This window comes from Halomonas sp. DN3, assembly GCF_024137905.1.
In the GTDB taxonomy this organism is placed as follows: Bacteria; Pseudomonadota; Gammaproteobacteria; order Pseudomonadales; family Halomonadaceae; genus Halomonas; species Halomonas litopenaei.
Map to the genome: position 1 here is coordinate 4,178,112 of NZ_CP099965.1, position 15,994 is coordinate 4,194,105.

A 15,994-nucleotide genomic window follows, 5' to 3' on the forward strand; every position below is an offset into this window, starting at 1 on the left:
AGTCTCCTCGGGGGCTGCTGTGCTGACCGCCTATTCAAAGGGGTCTGCCATCGCCGGACCTCAGGCCGGCATGTCGTTGGCCTTGGCGTCGCGCGACCAGACCCGGTGGCCACGAATCGCCTCCTGGAAATCGGCGTAGAGATCGTCCACGGTCTGCGCCGAGAACACGCCGTCTTCCGGCACCTCGATGCCAGCCGCCTGCAGCACATTGGCACCGTCGCCGAGTGCAGCGATCGGCTTGAGGTGCTTGTAGGCCTCCTGCACGTAGTAAAGCCCCAGGCCGGAACCCGCCAGCGCCTTGACACTGTCATCGCCAGGGGCCACCGCCACGGCGTCCAGAGTCACCGACGGCAGTCCGTTGAGCATGGCATCCGGGGTCAGGGTGCCGCCTTGAACGGTCGCCACCGGCGCCATCGACGGCGCGATGATGAGCCCCTGGGCCCCCTCGGCTTCCAGGCGCTTCTGCAGCGCTTCCACCTGGTCACCGTCGACCCCGTCGGCGGCCAGGATCGCCACCTTGCGATAGCGAATATCCGGCTGACCGCGATGCATCAAACTAAGCGCCGAGGAGGCGTCCAGCGACGTGGTGCCCAACTCTTCCGAGGGTGCCGGCGGATGCTCCGGCGGCTTGACACCATGCACCTCGCCCACCCGTCGCGCGAGCTCCATGTCGATATTGGGCAGGATCTCCTTGATCACCCGCTCACGGATCCACGGACGCTCGACCTTGGACAACTCGAAGGCGTAAGCGGCGATGATGTGCTCTTTCTCGACGTCACTCTGGCTATGCCAGAACAACCTGGCCTGGGAGTAGTGGTCGCCGAAAGACTCGCTGCGCGCCCTGACCTTGTGGGCATCGATGCGCTCCTGATAGCTCTCGAAACCGCCGTTTTCTTCCGCCGGCGGGGTCTCCCGGGGCCAGCCATCCTCGATCGAGTTGGGTTCGTAGGAAACCTGGCCCTTGTTGATGGTCTGACGGTGCGGAGCGTCGCGCTGGTGATTGTGGAACGGGCACACCGGCTGGTTGATCGGGATCTCATGGAAGTTCGGGCCACCCAGGCGCAGCATCTGGGTATCCAGATAAGAGAACAGGCGCCCCTGAAGCAGCGGATCGTTGCTGAAGTCGATGCCGGGCACTACATTGCCGGGGTTGAAGGCGACCTGCTCGGTCTCGGCAAAGTAGTTGTCCGGGTTGCGATCCAGCACCATTTTGCCGATGGGAGTCACCGGCACCTGCTCCTCGGGAATCAGCTTGGTCGGATCGAGGATATCGAAGTCGAAGGCATGCTCGTCTTCTTCCTCGACCACCTGAATGCCGAGCTCCCACTCCAGGGCATCGCCATTCTCGATGTCTCCCCACATCTCGCGGCGGTTGAAGTCCGGATCACGACCCCACAGCTTCTGGGCCTCGTCCCAGATCAGCGAGTGGGTGCCCGCCAGCGGCTTCCAGTGGAACTTGACGAAGCGGGCCTTGCCTTGTCGATCGATCAGCCGGAAGGTGTGGACGCCGAAGCCTTCCATATAGCGGTAGTGCCGCGGGAAGGCCCGGTCGGACATGGTCCACAGCACCATATGGGCGCTCTCGGGCATCAGCGAGACGAAGTCCCAGAAGGTGTCGTGGGCCGACTGTCCCTGGGGAATCTCGTTGTGGGGCTCGGGCTTCACCGCGTGCACGAGGTCGGGAAACTTCATCGCGTCCTGAATGAAGAACACCGGCATGTTGTTGCCCACCAGGTCCCAGTTACCCTCATCGGTGTAGAACTTGGTGGCAAAGCCGCGCACGTCGCGCACGGTGTCATTGGAGCCGCGGCCGCCCTGCACGGTGGAAAAGCGCACGAATACCGGCGTCTTCTTGCCGGTATCCTGAAACAGTCCCGCCTTGGAGTACCTTGCCGCCGCCTCATAGGGCTGAAAGTAGCCGTGGGCCGCCGCGCCGCGGGCATGGACGATACGCTCGGGAATGCGCTCGTGATCGAAGTGATTCATCTTCTCGCGGAAGATGAAGTCTTCCATCAGCGTCGGGCCGCGCTCGCCGGCCTTCAGCGAATTGTGGTTGTCCGCGATCCGGGTGCCCTGGTTGGTACGCAGGTCATGCCCGGTCGCATCACTGCGGTAGGTCTCGAGATTGTCGGACTTGCTGTTGGCGTCGGTACGACGCTCAGTGTCATGAGCCTCGTCTCGATTCGGTTGGGTGTACGGATTCTTCGCCATGACAAACACTCCGTTGTTTGCTCGGGAAATGAGCCTTCCACGCCACCAGGCGTGGGCCGTCATCGGTCCGGTCGGCGCCAACTACCAGTCACACCGCCAAACAAGCCATTCCCTTATAGGCAAGAGATCTGCAACTCTCAAACCTTCATCGAAGCACCCTTTTATGCAAAGAAACGAAACACCTCTTCTATATCAGCAAGTTAAACCTTATACATAGAGTTAACAAAAGTTAGACTCTTACATACGTACACCTGCATTACATTGCCTTACGTGATGCGCAACCCTAAATCGAGAAGGCGTCTCGCACTCGGCCACGCCACCACCCTGGCCATCAAGCGATGCGGCAGCATGGCACACACCTCCATCTTGCGAGCCGGTCCGGCTCAGCTCATTCCTTTCTTCTCAACTCCGCCACCTGTTCGAAGTCGAGTCCGCAGATTTCTGCGATTTCGCGGTCATCCATGGAAGTGCGCGTTAGCAGATTACGCGCGGTTTCCAGGCGCCCTTCCTCGCGCCCTTCTTCGCGACCTTCTTCGCGACCTTCTTCGCGACCTATCTGCCAGCCTATCTGGCGACCTTCCTCGAGTCCCTTCTGCTTCCACTGTTCGGGCCATCGTTTGGCACGTTCCGACAGCATGGTGTGTACCTCCTCAAGGTCATTGAGCGCCTGCCACTGCTCGTGGTCGTCCTTCCCGCCCGGCACCCAGTTGGGCAGCAGGACGCGCTTGATCCATGTCGCGAAGTGGCGCCGCAGCCGAGCCTGCCCGGGTGATTTCAACCACTCCACCAACTGGCCGATGGTGTCGATCACGTCCTGTTGGCTGTGGTGATACTCCAGCCGAAAGATGGCGGCAACCAGGTTGCGGGTGTCCGTAGGCCAGCGCTCGTCGGCGACGATTGCACCTTCATCCAGCAGCAGATAGGACTGCGAGGGCTGGTAGCGAGCCAGTTGTGCCGCTGCGGGATGAATCAGTTCGGAGAGCTCCTTCGCGGCACTCCATCGCCTTTCTCCATTGTAGAGGACGATGGGCAGTACCGGCGGCAAGCTGCGCTCGCTGGCCAACTTTCTCTGCTTTACCAGGTCCTGATACAGCAGCCCCACGTAGGTCATGATGCGCAGCGCCATGAAGGGATCGACGCTGCTCTGAAACTCGATCAGCAGATAAAGGTACAGCCAGTCATCACCAGAACGCACCCGCCAGATCACGTCGCCTTCGCGGTCGCGAAGATCATCCGTCACGAAACCGCCGCTGACCTTCTCCAGGCTATCCAGGTCCAGCCGCTCGACCCACTCCCCTTCGACGAACCCGGTCAAGAGGTCACGTATCACCCTGGGCTCACTGAAGAGCAGCTTGTAGCTCTGATCATGTCTATCACGCATGGCAGGCTGGTCCATTTATGCATCCTGAACCAGACAATGACGTGGGCCCCTCGAGAGCTCCAGCGCACGAGAAGATCTCGGCAAAGACCAGCCAAAAAAGTGATACGTACGGAGCAATCTAAGTGGAGTTGTCGAAATACATGCTGAAAGGAAACGGCTTTGAGGCTCCTTTCCCTGGCATTTCAGAAAGTCTTGTGGCAAATGGCGTTAACACCCTTCAGGCATCGGTCAGCCCAACTAACGATCCTCGTCAAACTCAGGTCAAATCGCTCAACGCAGGGATATCGTTCTGGATAGACTACAACCAAAGGCACTCCCTCTCTGAATGCCACCAGGGTATCGATGCACCATTTCCTGCCGGCACCGCGCCCGCGTATCCGCGTAGAAATCCTGGCAGTCATGGTCCGGCCAACATTTAGTGAGAAGAAAAGGGACTACAAGACCATGGATACACCAATGGAAAAGGCTACACGCACACTTCGGCTTGCCTTTATCGAACACAAGGTACAAGGGGGTCTCGCCGGCAGGGACCGGTCGATCAACTATTTCCTGGATGTCATGGGGGATGTGCTCACGCCCTGGGCCATCGATAACCTGCCCCCTCGTTTACTGAGTGACCTGTTCGTCAACCTGCTTCAAAGCTACCAAGCAGGTCTGCCGAGAAAGGACATGGGGCAGGCTCTGCTCGAGGATATGACCCCGACAGGGGTAGCCTTCACGCTCTACCATGACCAAGGCTCCAGGTACCCTTACAACGAGCCCGAGCCGCTCGAGGGTGACGCAACGGGTAAAGTCGTTTCACTATTCTCGAGGTGACATATGCAGGAGATGGTTGAGCAGATCCACAGCTCCATGTGGTCGTTCTGTCAGAAGGCCCGGATCGATGTTGACCCTGTCATGCTCAAGCGGAGCATCGGTCAGCAAGTGTCTGGCGCCCTGCTTGTCGTCTCGCCGGAAGCCCTCAAGCGCATCGGCCATTCCCGCCTGGCCGTCATGATCGATGTGGCCAACCGCCACGACCTCTCCCTGGCTGAACTGTTGAATGAGGCACTGGTGGCTGGCGCTGACGATGCTGCATCCGTTTGCCGATCACTTCACACCAGGAAGGAGCACATCCAGAAAATCAAAATGCGCTCGAGGCTGACACTCGTCAGGCCCACAGGACCTCCTCTCGCCTAGGCAACAACCGCCAGACGATGCTCCCCGCCATTGCATCGACGAGGAATCCGACCTGGCGGGCACTGACTGGCCCGATGTTTCTCAGCTTCAAATCCATTCTCCAGCGCTTTTTCTCACGCCACGTTGCCCAACAGATCGACTGCAGAACTTCGCCCACGACGACGGCGATGTTGCATGCCTCGACATGTTTACGATTCAGCGAGCTACGATGCCAACGAGCGCGAGACGAGACGCTGCACCTCGCTATCGACCCTTCCACCAAGGTCTACCCCATTCGTGGCATTCCTGCCTTGCCTAAAATGTCAGACATTAACTATAGTAACGTCGAACATTATGGAGGCCTGGATGGACGCTCTCGCTTCACTCCCGAGGCCCGCCGAGGGTCGCGGTGCCGCGGCACTGGCCGAGGTGCTGGCCAGGGCGATTCTGTCGGGGCACTGGCAGCCGGGGGATCTGTTTCCTCGGGAGCTGGATCTGTGCCAGCACTTCGAGGCCAGCCGCAATCGGGTGCGCAACGCCCTGGGCGAACTCAGCGCGGCGGGTCTGATCGAGCGCACCGCCGGTCGCGGCACCGTCGTGCGCGATATCGTCGACTGGCATCTGCTGGATCCACAGATGAGCGGCTGGATGGCCAGCCTGGACGCGCCCCACCCGCAACTGGTCGAGGCAGTGTTTGCCTTTCGCCTGGCAGCGGAACCCTATATCGGCGAGCTGGCGGCGCTTAACGCCTCAGGCGACGACCTGGCACGCATCGAGCGCGCCTTTGGCGGCATGCAAGAGACCGCCGATGCGGCTTCACAGCGACTGGCCCACGCCGAGCACGATGTGGCCTTTCACGACGCCATCTATCGCGCCAGCCACAACCTTGTCTGGCGCCAGATGGGGCTTCTTTTGAGGCCTTCCATCGTCGCCCTGATCCAGCGCTCGCAGCGCCATGCCGGGAGCTCCGCTGACGGACACACGGACGACGCTGCAGATGGCCATGCGCGTGGACTCGGCGATAGCCTGGAACGTCACCGCCAGCTACTCGAGGCGATTCGCCTGAGACAGCCCGAGCAGGCCCGCCGCGCCACCGAACTGTTGCTCGAGCGCACCGCCCGAGACCTGGACAAGACGCTCCCGGCCAGTGGCATCACGACACCTGCGCCGCGACGCGTTTAAGCCCGTCTGCCCGCTTCACCCAACCCCATCGACATCGGGCCAAGCTGGCCCCACAAGAGGCATCGACCATGAAGATTACCCGACTCAAGACCTGGCAGGTTCCGCCGCGCTGGTGCTTTCTGAAGATCGAGACCGACGAGGGCGTCTACGGCTGGGGCGAGCCGGTCATCGAGGGCCGGGCCGCCACTGTGGAAGCCGCCGTTCACGAGCTGTCGGACTATCTGATCGGCCAGGACCCGCGCAATATCGAGCATCTGTGGAACGTCATGTACCGGGCCGGCTTTTATCGCGGAGGCCCGATTCTGATGTCCGCCATCGCCGGTATCGACCAGGCGCTGTGGGACCTCAAGGGCCGCGAACTCGGCGTGCCGGTGCATCAACTGCTGGGCGGCAAGGTGCGTGATCGCATGCGCATGTACGCCTGGACCGGCGGCGATCGTCCTTCCGATGTGGGAGCCGGTGCCAAGGCCCTGACCGATCAGGGCTTTACCGCCTTCAAGATGAACGGCACCCCGGAGATGCAGATCGTCGACAGCCATCGCAAGATCGACAAGGCGGTGGCCCGAGTCGCCGAGGCTCGCGACGCCGTCGGCCCCGATGTGGGCATCGCGGTGGACTTCCACGGCCGTGTCCATCGGCCCATGGCCAAGACGCTGATGCGCGAGCTCGAGCCCTATCACCTGATGTTCATCGAGGAGCCGGTGGCACCCGAGCACCTGCCGGTGCTCAAGACCATCGCCCAGGATCTGGCCACCCCGATCGCCACCGGCGAACGCCTGCACACCCGTTTCGCCTTCCGTGACCTGCTCGCCGACAATATGGTCGACATCGTCCAGCCGGACCTGTCTCACTGCGGCGGCATCAGTGAAGGGCTGAAGATCGCCACCCTGGCCTCGGCCTACGATGTGGCGCTGGCGCCCCACTGTCCGTTGGGTCCGCTGACCCTGGCGGCGTCGCTGCAACTGGATGCGGTATGTCACAATGCCTTTATTCAGGAACAGAGCATGGGCATCCACTACAACAAGGACAACGACGTGCTCGACTACCTGGTCGACAAGAACGCACTGTCGATCGAAGACGGCTTCTGTGCCATTCCTGAGGGGCCCGGCCTGGGCGTCGAGATCAACGAGGCGTTCGTCGAGGAACGCGCCAAGGTCGGGCACCGCTGGCGCAACCCGGTATGGCAGCACGATGACGGCTCCGTCGCCGAGTGGTGAGCGACGGCTGATCGCGTTGCCGAACAATGACAACAGTCCTGGTGGATGCGCGCCCCAAGGAGCCATCCGCCAAGTTCGAGGAGACGTCATGTCCCGTTCCGCATCCCCCTGCCTTGGCGAGGCTCGCGCCATCGTCGAGGCACCCTGCGAACTCGGCGAGGGCCCCAGCTGGGACGCCCGGCGTGGCGAGTTTCGCTGGCTCGATATCCTCGGGCGCCACTTCCATCGCTACCGCCTCGAAGACGGCGATCATCAGTCCCAGGCGCTGGACGAGCTGGTGTCCTTCGCCGCCCCCTTGACCAGCGGTGATGATCTGCTGGTCACCGAACACGGCCTCAAGGAACGCGACCACGCCCACGGCGGCGTGTCACCCTGGCGCGAGGTCGAGGCTGACAACCCGGTGACACGCAGCAACGATGCGCGCATCGATCGCCACGGCGGACTGTGGTTCTCGACCATGGGCAAGGCCGCCGAAGCCGCAGCCGGCAGCCTCTATCGCCTGTACCGCGGCGAGGTCTTCTGCCTGAAGCAAGACATCACCATCCCCAATGCCCTGTGCTTTTCACCGGATGGTCGCCTTGGCTACTTCACCGACACCGCCACCGGGGTGGTCATGCGCTGGGCGCTCGATGCCGAGGGCTTCCCGTTGCGCCAGGATGGCGGCGCCTTCCTTCAGAACGGGATAGCAGCAAGGCCCGAACAATTGGCCGAGCCCGAACCCTGGGCGGACTTCAACGACGACCCGGGAAACCCGGACGGCGCAGTGATCGATGCCGATGGCTACATGTGGCTGGCGCTATGGGGTTCAGGGCGGGTTGCCCGGCTGGCGCCGGATGGCGAGGAGGTCGGTCATGTCAGGGTCAACGCCGACCAGCCCTCCTGCCCGGCCTTCGGCGGGCGTGAGCTGACCACCCTGCTGATCACCACCGCCACCGAAGGACAGCGAGAACACAAGGAAGGCCGCCAGGACGGCGCCACCTTCCTGTTCGACCTGAGCGAAGCGCTTCCCGGCGTACGTGGGCTCGATGATCCACCGATCGCCCTGCGCTGAATCACTGCTCACATGCCGCCGCTTTCGGCTTGCCCATCGGCGGCGCCCCCAGGTTTACGACGCACCCCCAGAGGCCTGAAGCATGAGCGAATCCGACTCTCACAAGGTCGCCATCATCACCGGTGGCTCACGCGGTATCGGGGCCGACATCAGTCGGCGTCTGGCCAACGATGGCTATGCAGTGATCGTCAACTACGCCCATCACCGCGAGGTCGCCGACGGCCTGGTCGAGGAGATCCTGGCCCAGGGCGGCGCGGCGCTGGCCGTTCAGGCAGACATCTCACGCACCGACGAAGTGGCGCAGCTTTTCGACACTGCCATGCAGCACTTCGGTCGCGTCGATGCGCTGGTGAACAATGCCGGCGTGCTCAAGGCAGTGCCCCTCGCCGAGGCGGCGGACGACGACTACGACACGCACTTCGAGACCAACACGCGCGGCACCTTCAACACCCTGAGGGAAGCCGCCTCGCGGCTGGAGGATGGCGGCCGAATCGTCAACCTGTCGAGCAGCGCGCTGGCCCTGAATCTGCCTGGTTACGGGCTCTACAACGCCACCAAGGCCGCGGTGGAGTCGCTGACCCGGGTGTTTGCCGGCGAGTTGCGCGGCAGGCGGATCACCGTCAACGCGGTAGCGCCGGGACCGGTGGATACCGAACTGTTCCGCTCGGGCAAGACCGAGGAACAGATCGAAAGGTTCACCCATATGCCACCACTGGAGCGACTGGGCCAACCGCGAGACATCGCCGCAGTGATCGCCTTCCTGCTAAGCCCGGAGGCCGAGTGGATCAATGGCCAGGTCATCCGCGCCAACGGCGGCTTCGCCTGAAGCAGCGTCGTCAAGGCTCAGCGCAGTTCTTCGTTGGCGGCGTCGCGGATGCCGTCCCCGACGCGACTGCGCAGCCACTCGGTGGCAGCCTCGGCGGTCATTGGTCGTGAAATCAGGAAGCCCTGCAGCATATGGCAGCCTTGCTCCGCCAGGTGGTCCGCCACCGTCTGGTCTTCCACCCCCTCGGCGACCACGCTGAGCCCCAGGTGGTGAGCAAGCTCGATCGTGGAGGACACGATGACGTCGTCCTCGGACCCCTTCACCAGCTGCATGACGAAAGACTTGTCGATCTTCAGCTCCTGGACCGGCATACGCTTGAGCTGGGCCAGCGACGAATAGCCTGTTCCATAGTCATCGATGGCCAGCTCCACCCCCATGGCGCGCAATGACTGCAGCTTGCGCGCCCCCATCTCCGGCGACTCCATCAGCGCGCTCTCGGTGAGCTCGATGCACAGACGCTCACCGCGCAGGCCATGGCGGTCCAGCGCCCGCTCGACCCGCTTGATCAACCCTGGCTGCTGCAGGTCCATGGCCGAGATATTCACCCCGAGGCGCACATTGAGCCCTGCCTCGCTCCACCTGGCCAGTTGCTGGCAGCCGGTGTCGATGACCCACTGGGTCAGCTGGTGGATCAGCCCCGAGCGTTCGGCCAGGGCAATGAATTCATCCGGAGGAATGCGCCCGAGCCTGGGGTGATCCCAACGCAGTAGTGCCTCCATGCCGAGGGCCCGGCCGGTCAGGGCCGACACCTGGGGTTGATAGCGCAGCGAGAATTCACCGTTGCTGGCGGCGTGCTGGAGATCGCGCACCAGAGACAGATGGCGCAGATGGCGTTCGTCCTGGCCGTGCAGGTAACACTGGTAGGACTGGCGTAGCTGACGTGCTCGATCCAGTGCGATTTCGGCCCGCCGCAGCAGCAGGTTGGCCTCGCCGCCATGCTCCGGATAGCGCGCCTCGCCCATGGCGCAATCGAGTGTCACCGGCGACCCATCCAGACGGATCGCCCGGGTCAGTCGACGATGCGTATCCTCAAGCCACAGCGGGTCGAGGTGAGACACCGACAGCAGCAGCAGGAATTCGTCGCCACTGAGACGGTAAGCCCCTGCCTTGGGTGCCGGCAGATCCGCCAGGCGTCCGGCCAGCGTACTCAGTACCTGATCACCGAAGTCATGGCCGAAGGTGTCGTTGATCCGGCGCATATGGTTGATGGTCAGGCGCAGCAGGGTAAAGGGACGCCCGGTGGCGATGGCAGCCTCGATATCCTCGTTGGCGCATTGGCGATTGCCGAGCCCGGTCAACTGATCCTGGCGTGAGCGCTTGCGAATGTCGGCTTCCCGGCGCACCAGGTCGTTCTGCATCTTCAGCATGGTCGAGGACAGCAGCCCAAATTCTCCCTTGCGGGGAAGCCGATCGAGATCCAGAGGTTCCCCTCGCCCCACACTCTTGGTCGCCCCTACCAGCCGCAACAGCGGCAGACTCACGCCTCGAGCGATCAAGATGGCGGCCACCAGCATCAGCGCCAGGCTGATCGCCAGGATGATAGCCAACTGGCGCTTTATCGCCTGATAGTCGGCCAGCAGAGTCTCGTAGGAACGTTCTACCACGAGCTGGATACGCCCCTCTGCATCCTCGAACAGCGTCGAGGCTTGGCGCAGACCCTCGCTCCCCACAAGGCCTACGTCCTCACCTTCACCCACCTGCACCTCGAAATGGGTGTCGCTGCGAATCAGCGCCGACAGCGCCGTCGCCATGTCCTCGTCGAGGCGAAACCCCATGACCAGCCAGCCCGCGGACGTCGTCCCCCGCACCGGATGCAGGACAAGCTGAAAGGCCTCGCCATCATGAATGAACAGGGTGATGGCCCCATCGGTACGTCTCGCCTGATCCCGGAGGTCGGGGAAAGCATCCGTGGCCCCGGCCTCATGATGGCTCGACACCGTCACCCGGCCCTCATCATCGAGCAGGCTCACCAGGTTGGCACCCATGCGCTCCGCGTACTCGCCAAGAACGTCCACCCGTACCGCGCTGTCGAGCGGGTCGATGGCCTCGCGAAAACGGGGATCTTCCACCAGCAGATCCACACTGTGCAGCAATTGCTGGCCCCAGCCATCGAGCAGGGCTTGCGCCACGCCGGAAGCCACGCCCAGTTCCTTCTCGCCCTGCTCCATGGCGGTCGTCTTGAGCGCACTGAGTACCGCCCATGACACGACCAGCTGGATCCCGATGGTCAGGACCAGCATCACCAGCAACAGCCGAGCACGAAAGGACATCGAAAGGCCTCCACAGATTGTCGATGGCGCCACCACCACCCAACGCTGTATACAGAGTGGCAGAAAAGTCACCCGTTAACGCCTCACGGGCACTGCGGCCCAGCCGGCTTAGGCCATTTCAGGGGCAAGCCTCACCCTGAGCCTTCTAGAATAGCCACACTGTTACTAAATGTAACTAATATTCACAAAATCTTTGCCGGGTCTCCTCGTACAGTCGCGCTAACCCTGGCTGACGAGGTGGCGGCCAGTCCGTCATGCGCTCTGATATGCTGTGTTTTCATCACCGACGAGAGACCATCATGACTGGATCGACACCTCGCAGACGACCCTATCAATTGGCAGAGACCATCAAGGGGTGGATCGTCGAACGCGAGCTGTCACCGGGTGATCGTTTGCCCGGTGAGGCGGAGTTGATGGAGATTCTCGGCGCCTCCAAGGGCACCGTTCGTGAAAGCACCCGGGTGCTGGAAGCCCAGGGGCTGGTCGAGACGCGCACCGGCCCCGGCGGCGGCGTGTTTATCCGGGAAATGAGCGAGTCCCGCGCCATCTCGCTGCTCAGTCACTATCTCTATTTCAAGGACATCTCGATCCGCGATATCTACCAGATCCGTCTGGCGCTGGAACCGGAACTGGTCGCCTCGCTGGCGGGGCAGGTCGAGGCTTCAGACATCGCCAGGCTGCGCCAGTCGCTAGCGAGCTACGCCGAGCCCGCCTGTGACCTGGACGCCGAGCGCCAGCAGCACATCGACTCGCTGGACTTTCATGAACAACTGGCGCAGCTTTCCGGCGGCAACCCCTTGCTGTCCTTCATCATCCGCTTCACCGCCCAGGTGCTGTCAGACCTTACCGTCTATCGGCGGCTGTACGAGCCCGGCGACCATCATATCGGTCCCGCCGGCTGCCAGTATCACGCCTGGCTGCTCGACGCCATCGAGGCCGGCGACGGAGAACGCGCCCGCATCCTGATGCGCGAGCATCTGCTGGAAGCCCAGGCGGTGATGCACGACAACGAGGCGCAGGTAAGACGCGGGTTTCTCAACGAAGGTTAACCACTAGGGCTCGTCCGAAAAGTGCCTGCGCTCGGTAATACGGCGTTAAAAATCGGATCAAAATGCTCATTTACACCCCGTAAACTGCGCTTTCTCACCGATTTTTGCCTTGTCAAACCTTCGCTCGTCGACTTTTCGGACAGAGCCTAGTAGTTGCGGAGGTGCGAGTCTCGACGACGCCTATTGCGCCTTCACAGTCAGGTCCTTGAGAAACTGCATCAGTACACGAGTGGCCGCCTCACCGTCGGCCGCGGTGATGGCTTCGTCCGGATGGTGACTCAGGCCATCGGTACAACGCACGAACAACATGCCGATACCGGTCAGGTCGCACATCGCCAGACCGTCATGACCTGCGCCGCTGAACAGCAGATCAGCCGGCTCATCGCACCGTTGGCAGGCATCCCCCAAGGCCTCGATCAGCCAGTCCGCGCAGGCCACCGCCTCGGCCTCATAGGTCGTCTCCACCGTCAGTGACAACTCGCGCGCCTGTGCCAGTTGTCGGCAGGCGGCCAGAATGTCCTCGCGACCACGACGCCGAACCTCGGCGTGGGGAGAGCGCAGCTCGAGGGTGAACACCACCTCGGCAGGAATCACGTTGACCGCGTTGGGGCGTACCTCCAGCTTACCCACCACCCCGACAAAATCCTCGGTGGCGTTAAGGATGCGGTCGACCTCGGCGATCATCTCGGCAGCCCCCACCAGCGCATCGCGACGGCCCGGCATCGGCGTGGTGCCGGCGTGGCCTGCCTTGCCGGCCACCGTCAGCCGGTGACGCTCGATCCCGGTCAAGGAGGTCACCACGCCGAGAGCGTGATCGCGCCATTCCAGCACTGGCCCCTGTTCGATGTGGACCTCGACGAAGCCCAGCACCGAGTCAGGATCTCGGGCTAACGAGGGGATTTTCTCGGGATCACCACCAAAGGCCCGAAGCGCCTCGCCCACGCTGACGCCATCGGCATCCCTGGCCTCCAGGCTGGCAGGATCGAAGGTACCGGCCAGGGCACGACTGCCGATCAGCGTCGACTGAAAGCGGGTCCCCTCCTCATCACCGAAGGCCACCACTTCGACGCCGTAGTCGAGCTCGATCCCATCCTTCTTCAATCGCTCCAGCGCCAGCAGCGGCAGCGCTACGCCGAGCATGCCGTCATACTTGCCGCCTTCGACCACGGTGTCCTGGTGTGACCCCATGATCAGCGTACGCGCGCCGGCGCGCGCCTTGTCGCATCGCCCAACCAGATTCCCGGAGGCATCCAGTTCGGGCTCAAGTCCGGCCCGGCGCATCCAATCGGCGATAAGTTCGAGTACCTGGCGGTGTTGCTCCGAGCAGAACAGCCGGGTCACGCCGGCACCAGGCTCCGAGAAACACGCAGCCTCGTCGAGGCGCTCGAGCAGTTGTGCGCCGAGCGTCATGGTCTCGTGGTCAGCGGTCATGATATCTCCAGATCGGGTGCCTTGAGGCACCGGAATAACGAAGGAATGGCGTCAACGACGCGGCAGGGACGCCAGAAAGTCGGCAAAGGCTGGCGCGCGCACACGCCTGGCCAGGGCGCGCAACTCGCCCGCGATATCGCCCTCACACCAATCGACACGCAGATCGAGGGGGGCCTGGGAGAACGACTCGATACGCAGGGCGGCGGAGCGCGTGCCTCTGACGTCGCCCCCCTCTGCCAGGGCGGCCTCCAGGGCGTCGATCAGTCCCTCGAGCAGGTACGCCTCATAGTCGTCGCGGTACTCGGGCGTTGCGCCCTGGCGTACTGCGTCGGCGTTGCTACAACAGGTATCGACAAAGGCGTGGGCCAGGGCCTCGACCACCTTGGCGCTGGCCAGCAGGTTGCCCGCCGCGGCCACGCCGGGGTAGCAGCAGGAAGCGACGGTGTCGAGGTTGTCGGCACCACTATGCAGCGCTGCGCGCCCCCGGGCATCCATCACCAGGCACTGGCGCAACGAGGCCCCCTTGTCGGCGTAGACCTGTCGGGCAAGCGCACCGCGGGCATCCTCCCCCTGTTCCAGCGCCCGGCGGACACCGTCGGGATACCAGGGGTGGGTAACCCGCCCCTGGGTCACGCAGGCGCCGACGCCACGCCACACATGGTGAACGTAGCCTCCCACCGCCACACCTCCGGTGGCGGTGAGGGCGGCTACCGTGCCGGTAGCCGGATGAACATGCAGCAGCGACAGTGTCATGGCGCGACCTAGTAGCCGACCATATGGCCGATCACCAGCCCACCCCAGGAAAGCAGGTAGACCAGCGCCATGAAGGGCAGGATAGCCTTCAGCCACTTCTCGTAGGACACCCGGCCCAGCGCCAGCATCGCCAGGGTGCCACCGGAGGTCGGCACGATCAGGTTGGTCAGGCCGTCACCCACCTGGAAGGCGGTGATCATCAGCTGGCGGCTCATGCCGACCAGGTCAGCCACCGGCACCAGGATCGGCATGGTCACCAGCGCCTGGCCAGAGCCGGATGGCACAAACAGATTGATCACCCCCTGGACGACGCTGGCCATGATCGCCGACAGCGCCCCCGGGATGTCCTGAATCAGACCGCTCAAGGCGTAGACGATGGTGTCGATGATCTGGGCGTCCTTGAGGATCACCTGGATCGAGGCGGCCAGGCCGATGACCAGGGCGCCCGCCGTCACGCCGGATGCCCCCTCCATCATCTGCTTGACGATCTCGTTGGCCGACAGGCCGTTGACGATGCCGATCACGATGGCGATCAGCAGGAACATGCCGGCAATCTCATTGATGTACCAGCCCTGGGTAAAGACCCCCACAAGCATGGCGGCGAGGCCACCGACGAACACCACCAGCGTGAGCTTGTCGCGCTTGCTCATGTGGTACTCGTCCAGCGACTTGCTCATGGCCTTGGCGTCGTTGGGCTCCTCGAAGTCCATGCGGGTGACGAAGCGACAGATATACCAGGACAACAGGCCCAATGAGGTCAGCACCAGCAAGGCGCGCAGCCAGGCGCCGGAAAAGGTCGGTAGCTCGGCGATGCCCTGGGCCACGCCCACGGTATAGGGATTGATCGGCGACAGTGCAAAGCCCACGCCGATGCCACCCACCGCCATGGTGGTGCCCACCAGGCTGGAGCAGCCCACCGCGCTGGCGATCAGCACCGCAATGGGCACCAGCGCAATATTGTTCTCGAAGCCGACGGCCACACCGAAGAAGCCGTAGATGAAGGTGCCGGCGGTGATGATGACGTTACGCCGTTCGACGCCGACGCGATTGACCGCCACCCCGATGGCGTTCTCGAGGGCGCCGGTGCGTTGAAGGATATGGAACAGCCCGCCGGCGATGAACACGATGAACAGGTACAGCGAGGCCGCGTTCAAGCCCTTGGGAATCGCCACGAAGATGTCGAAAGGCGAGATCGCCGCCACGTCGCTCAGATAATGAAAGGAGTCCGGCACCACGCGGGTGCGTCCATCCTGCATGACCCGCTCGAACTCGCCGGCGGGAATGATGAAGGTCAGCGCATAGGTGGCGAGCAGGATCAGGAAGATAAGCACCATCGGGTCTGGCACCGTGCGATACCACTTCTTGCGCTCTTTCAGCGTCTGGTCGTGGGCACTCATGGAGTTGTCCTTGTTGTGGAAGAACCGTTCTGGATCGTTTGTCGAAGAAGGCCTGGCGATGGAGTGAC

Annotated in this window: 13 protein-coding genes; 7 read left to right on the forward strand and 6 right to left on the reverse strand. The window is 62.9% G+C overall.

Annotated elements, in window-relative coordinates; all coding sequences use genetic code 11:
• Window positions 1–60: 60 nt before the first annotated feature.
• Together katE and NKF27_RS17990 are read right to left on the reverse strand one after the other, a co-directional pair.
• On the reverse strand, window positions 61–2,211 hold the full coding sequence (katE, locus tag NKF27_RS17985; protein WP_253553980.1) for a catalase HPII: 2,151 nt from the start codon (window positions 2,209–2,211) through the stop codon (window positions 61–63).
• A 388-nt stretch (window positions 2,212–2,599) separates the two neighbouring features.
• Window positions 2,600–3,592 (reverse strand): Rpn family recombination-promoting nuclease/putative transposase, encoded by a 993-nt coding sequence (locus NKF27_RS17990; protein ID WP_253553983.1) that lies wholly within the window; start codon window positions 3,590–3,592, stop codon window positions 2,600–2,602.
• Window positions 3,593–3,934: 342 nt separating this feature from the next.
• Between NKF27_RS17990 and NKF27_RS17995 the strand changes: the two genes are divergently transcribed.
• The 6 genes from NKF27_RS17995 (at window position 3,935) to NKF27_RS18020 (ending at window position 9,026) form a co-directional block, all read left to right on the forward strand.
• A complete protein-coding gene (locus NKF27_RS17995; protein ID WP_253553985.1) occupies window positions 3,935–4,408 on the forward strand; it encodes a hypothetical protein in 474 nt (157 codons plus the stop codon).
• A gap of 3 nt (window positions 4,409–4,411) precedes the next feature.
• Window positions 4,412–4,771 carry a hypothetical protein gene (locus NKF27_RS18000; protein WP_253553998.1) on the forward strand — a complete coding sequence of 120 codons (360 nt, stop codon included), beginning with the start codon at window positions 4,412–4,414 and terminating at the stop codon, window positions 4,769–4,771.
• Window positions 4,772–5,116: 345 nt separating this feature from the next.
• The gene (locus NKF27_RS18005; RefSeq protein WP_253554000.1) at window positions 5,117–5,932 is read left to right on the forward strand and encodes a FadR/GntR family transcriptional regulator; all 816 of its coding nucleotides are present in this window, start codon (window positions 5,117–5,119) and stop codon (window positions 5,930–5,932) included.
• Window positions 5,933–6,000: 68 nt separating this feature from the next.
• Complete coding sequence (dgoD, locus tag NKF27_RS18010; RefSeq protein WP_253554002.1) at window positions 6,001–7,149, forward strand: galactonate dehydratase; 1,149 nt, start codon at window positions 6,001–6,003, stop codon at window positions 7,147–7,149.
• An 88-nt stretch (window positions 7,150–7,237) separates the two neighbouring features.
• Window positions 7,238–8,200, forward strand: a complete 963-nt coding sequence (locus tag NKF27_RS18015; RefSeq protein WP_253554004.1) for an SMP-30/gluconolactonase/LRE family protein — start codon at window positions 7,238–7,240, stop codon at window positions 8,198–8,200.
• Between the two features lie 82 nt (window positions 8,201–8,282).
• Complete coding sequence (locus tag NKF27_RS18020) at window positions 8,283–9,026, forward strand: SDR family oxidoreductase (RefSeq protein ID WP_253554006.1); 744 nt, start codon at window positions 8,283–8,285, stop codon at window positions 9,024–9,026.
• Between the two features lie 17 nt (window positions 9,027–9,043).
• Here the strand turns inward: NKF27_RS18020 and NKF27_RS18025 are convergent, their stop codons facing one another.
• The gene (locus NKF27_RS18025) at window positions 9,044–11,296 is read right to left on the reverse strand and encodes a bifunctional diguanylate cyclase/phosphodiesterase (RefSeq protein ID WP_253554009.1); all 2,253 of its coding nucleotides are present in this window, start codon (window positions 11,294–11,296) and stop codon (window positions 9,044–9,046) included.
• A 299-nt stretch (window positions 11,297–11,595) separates the two neighbouring features.
• Between NKF27_RS18025 and NKF27_RS18030 the strand changes: the two genes are divergently transcribed.
• Window positions 11,596–12,345, forward strand: a complete 750-nt coding sequence (locus tag NKF27_RS18030; protein WP_253554013.1) for a FadR/GntR family transcriptional regulator — start codon at window positions 11,596–11,598, stop codon at window positions 12,343–12,345.
• 180 nt (window positions 12,346–12,525) lie between these two features.
• On the opposite strand, the gene NKF27_RS18035 is transcribed toward NKF27_RS18030, so the two are convergent.
• From NKF27_RS18035 to NKF27_RS18045, 3 genes are read right to left on the reverse strand one after another with little or no spacing between them, the layout of a single operon-like run.
• Window positions 12,526–13,776 (reverse strand): allantoate amidohydrolase, encoded by a 1,251-nt coding sequence (locus NKF27_RS18035; protein ID WP_253554027.1) that lies wholly within the window; start codon window positions 13,774–13,776, stop codon window positions 12,526–12,528.
• 51 nt (window positions 13,777–13,827) lie between these two features.
• Window positions 13,828–14,529, reverse strand: a complete 702-nt coding sequence (locus NKF27_RS18040) for a DUF1028 domain-containing protein (protein ID WP_253554037.1) — start codon at window positions 14,527–14,529, stop codon at window positions 13,828–13,830.
• 8 nt (window positions 14,530–14,537) lie between these two features.
• Window positions 14,538–15,926 (reverse strand): YfcC family protein, encoded by a 1,389-nt coding sequence (locus NKF27_RS18045; protein ID WP_045993637.1) that lies wholly within the window; start codon window positions 15,924–15,926, stop codon window positions 14,538–14,540.
• Window positions 15,927–15,994 lie beyond the last annotated feature (68 nt).

What these genes read in the sequence shown, in the direction of transcription:
- NKF27_RS18040 (WP_253554037.1), bottom strand. Translation starts at nt 14,529, where the DNA reads ATGACACTGTCGCTGCTGCATGTTCATCCGGCTACCGGCACGGTAGCC.
- NKF27_RS17995 (WP_253553985.1), top strand. Translation starts at nt 3,935, where the DNA reads ATGCACCATTTCCTGCCGGCACCGCGCCCGCGTATCCGCGTAGAAATC.
- NKF27_RS18005 (WP_253554000.1), top strand. Translation starts at nt 5,117, where the DNA reads ATGGACGCTCTCGCTTCACTCCCGAGGCCCGCCGAGGGTCGCGGTGCC.
- NKF27_RS18000 (WP_253553998.1), top strand. Translation starts at nt 4,412, where the DNA reads ATGCAGGAGATGGTTGAGCAGATCCACAGCTCCATGTGGTCGTTCTGT.
- katE (WP_253553980.1), bottom strand. Translation starts at nt 2,211, where the DNA reads ATGGCGAAGAATCCGTACACCCAACCGAATCGAGACGAGGCTCATGAC.
- NKF27_RS18015 (WP_253554004.1), top strand. Translation starts at nt 7,238, where the DNA reads ATGTCCCGTTCCGCATCCCCCTGCCTTGGCGAGGCTCGCGCCATCGTC.
- NKF27_RS18030 (WP_253554013.1), top strand. Translation starts at nt 11,596, where the DNA reads ATGACTGGATCGACACCTCGCAGACGACCCTATCAATTGGCAGAGACC.
- dgoD (WP_253554002.1), top strand. Translation starts at nt 6,001, where the DNA reads ATGAAGATTACCCGACTCAAGACCTGGCAGGTTCCGCCGCGCTGGTGC.
- NKF27_RS18020 (WP_253554006.1), top strand. Translation starts at nt 8,283, where the DNA reads ATGAGCGAATCCGACTCTCACAAGGTCGCCATCATCACCGGTGGCTCA.
- NKF27_RS18035 (WP_253554027.1), bottom strand. Translation starts at nt 13,776, where the DNA reads ATGACCGCTGACCACGAGACCATGACGCTCGGCGCACAACTGCTCGAG.
- NKF27_RS18025 (WP_253554009.1), bottom strand. Translation starts at nt 11,296, where the DNA reads ATGTCCTTTCGTGCTCGGCTGTTGCTGGTGATGCTGGTCCTGACCATC.
- NKF27_RS17990 (WP_253553983.1), bottom strand. Translation starts at nt 3,592, where the DNA reads ATGCGTGATAGACATGATCAGAGCTACAAGCTGCTCTTCAGTGAGCCC.
- NKF27_RS18045 (WP_045993637.1), bottom strand. Translation starts at nt 15,926, where the DNA reads ATGAGTGCCCACGACCAGACGCTGAAAGAGCGCAAGAAGTGGTATCGC.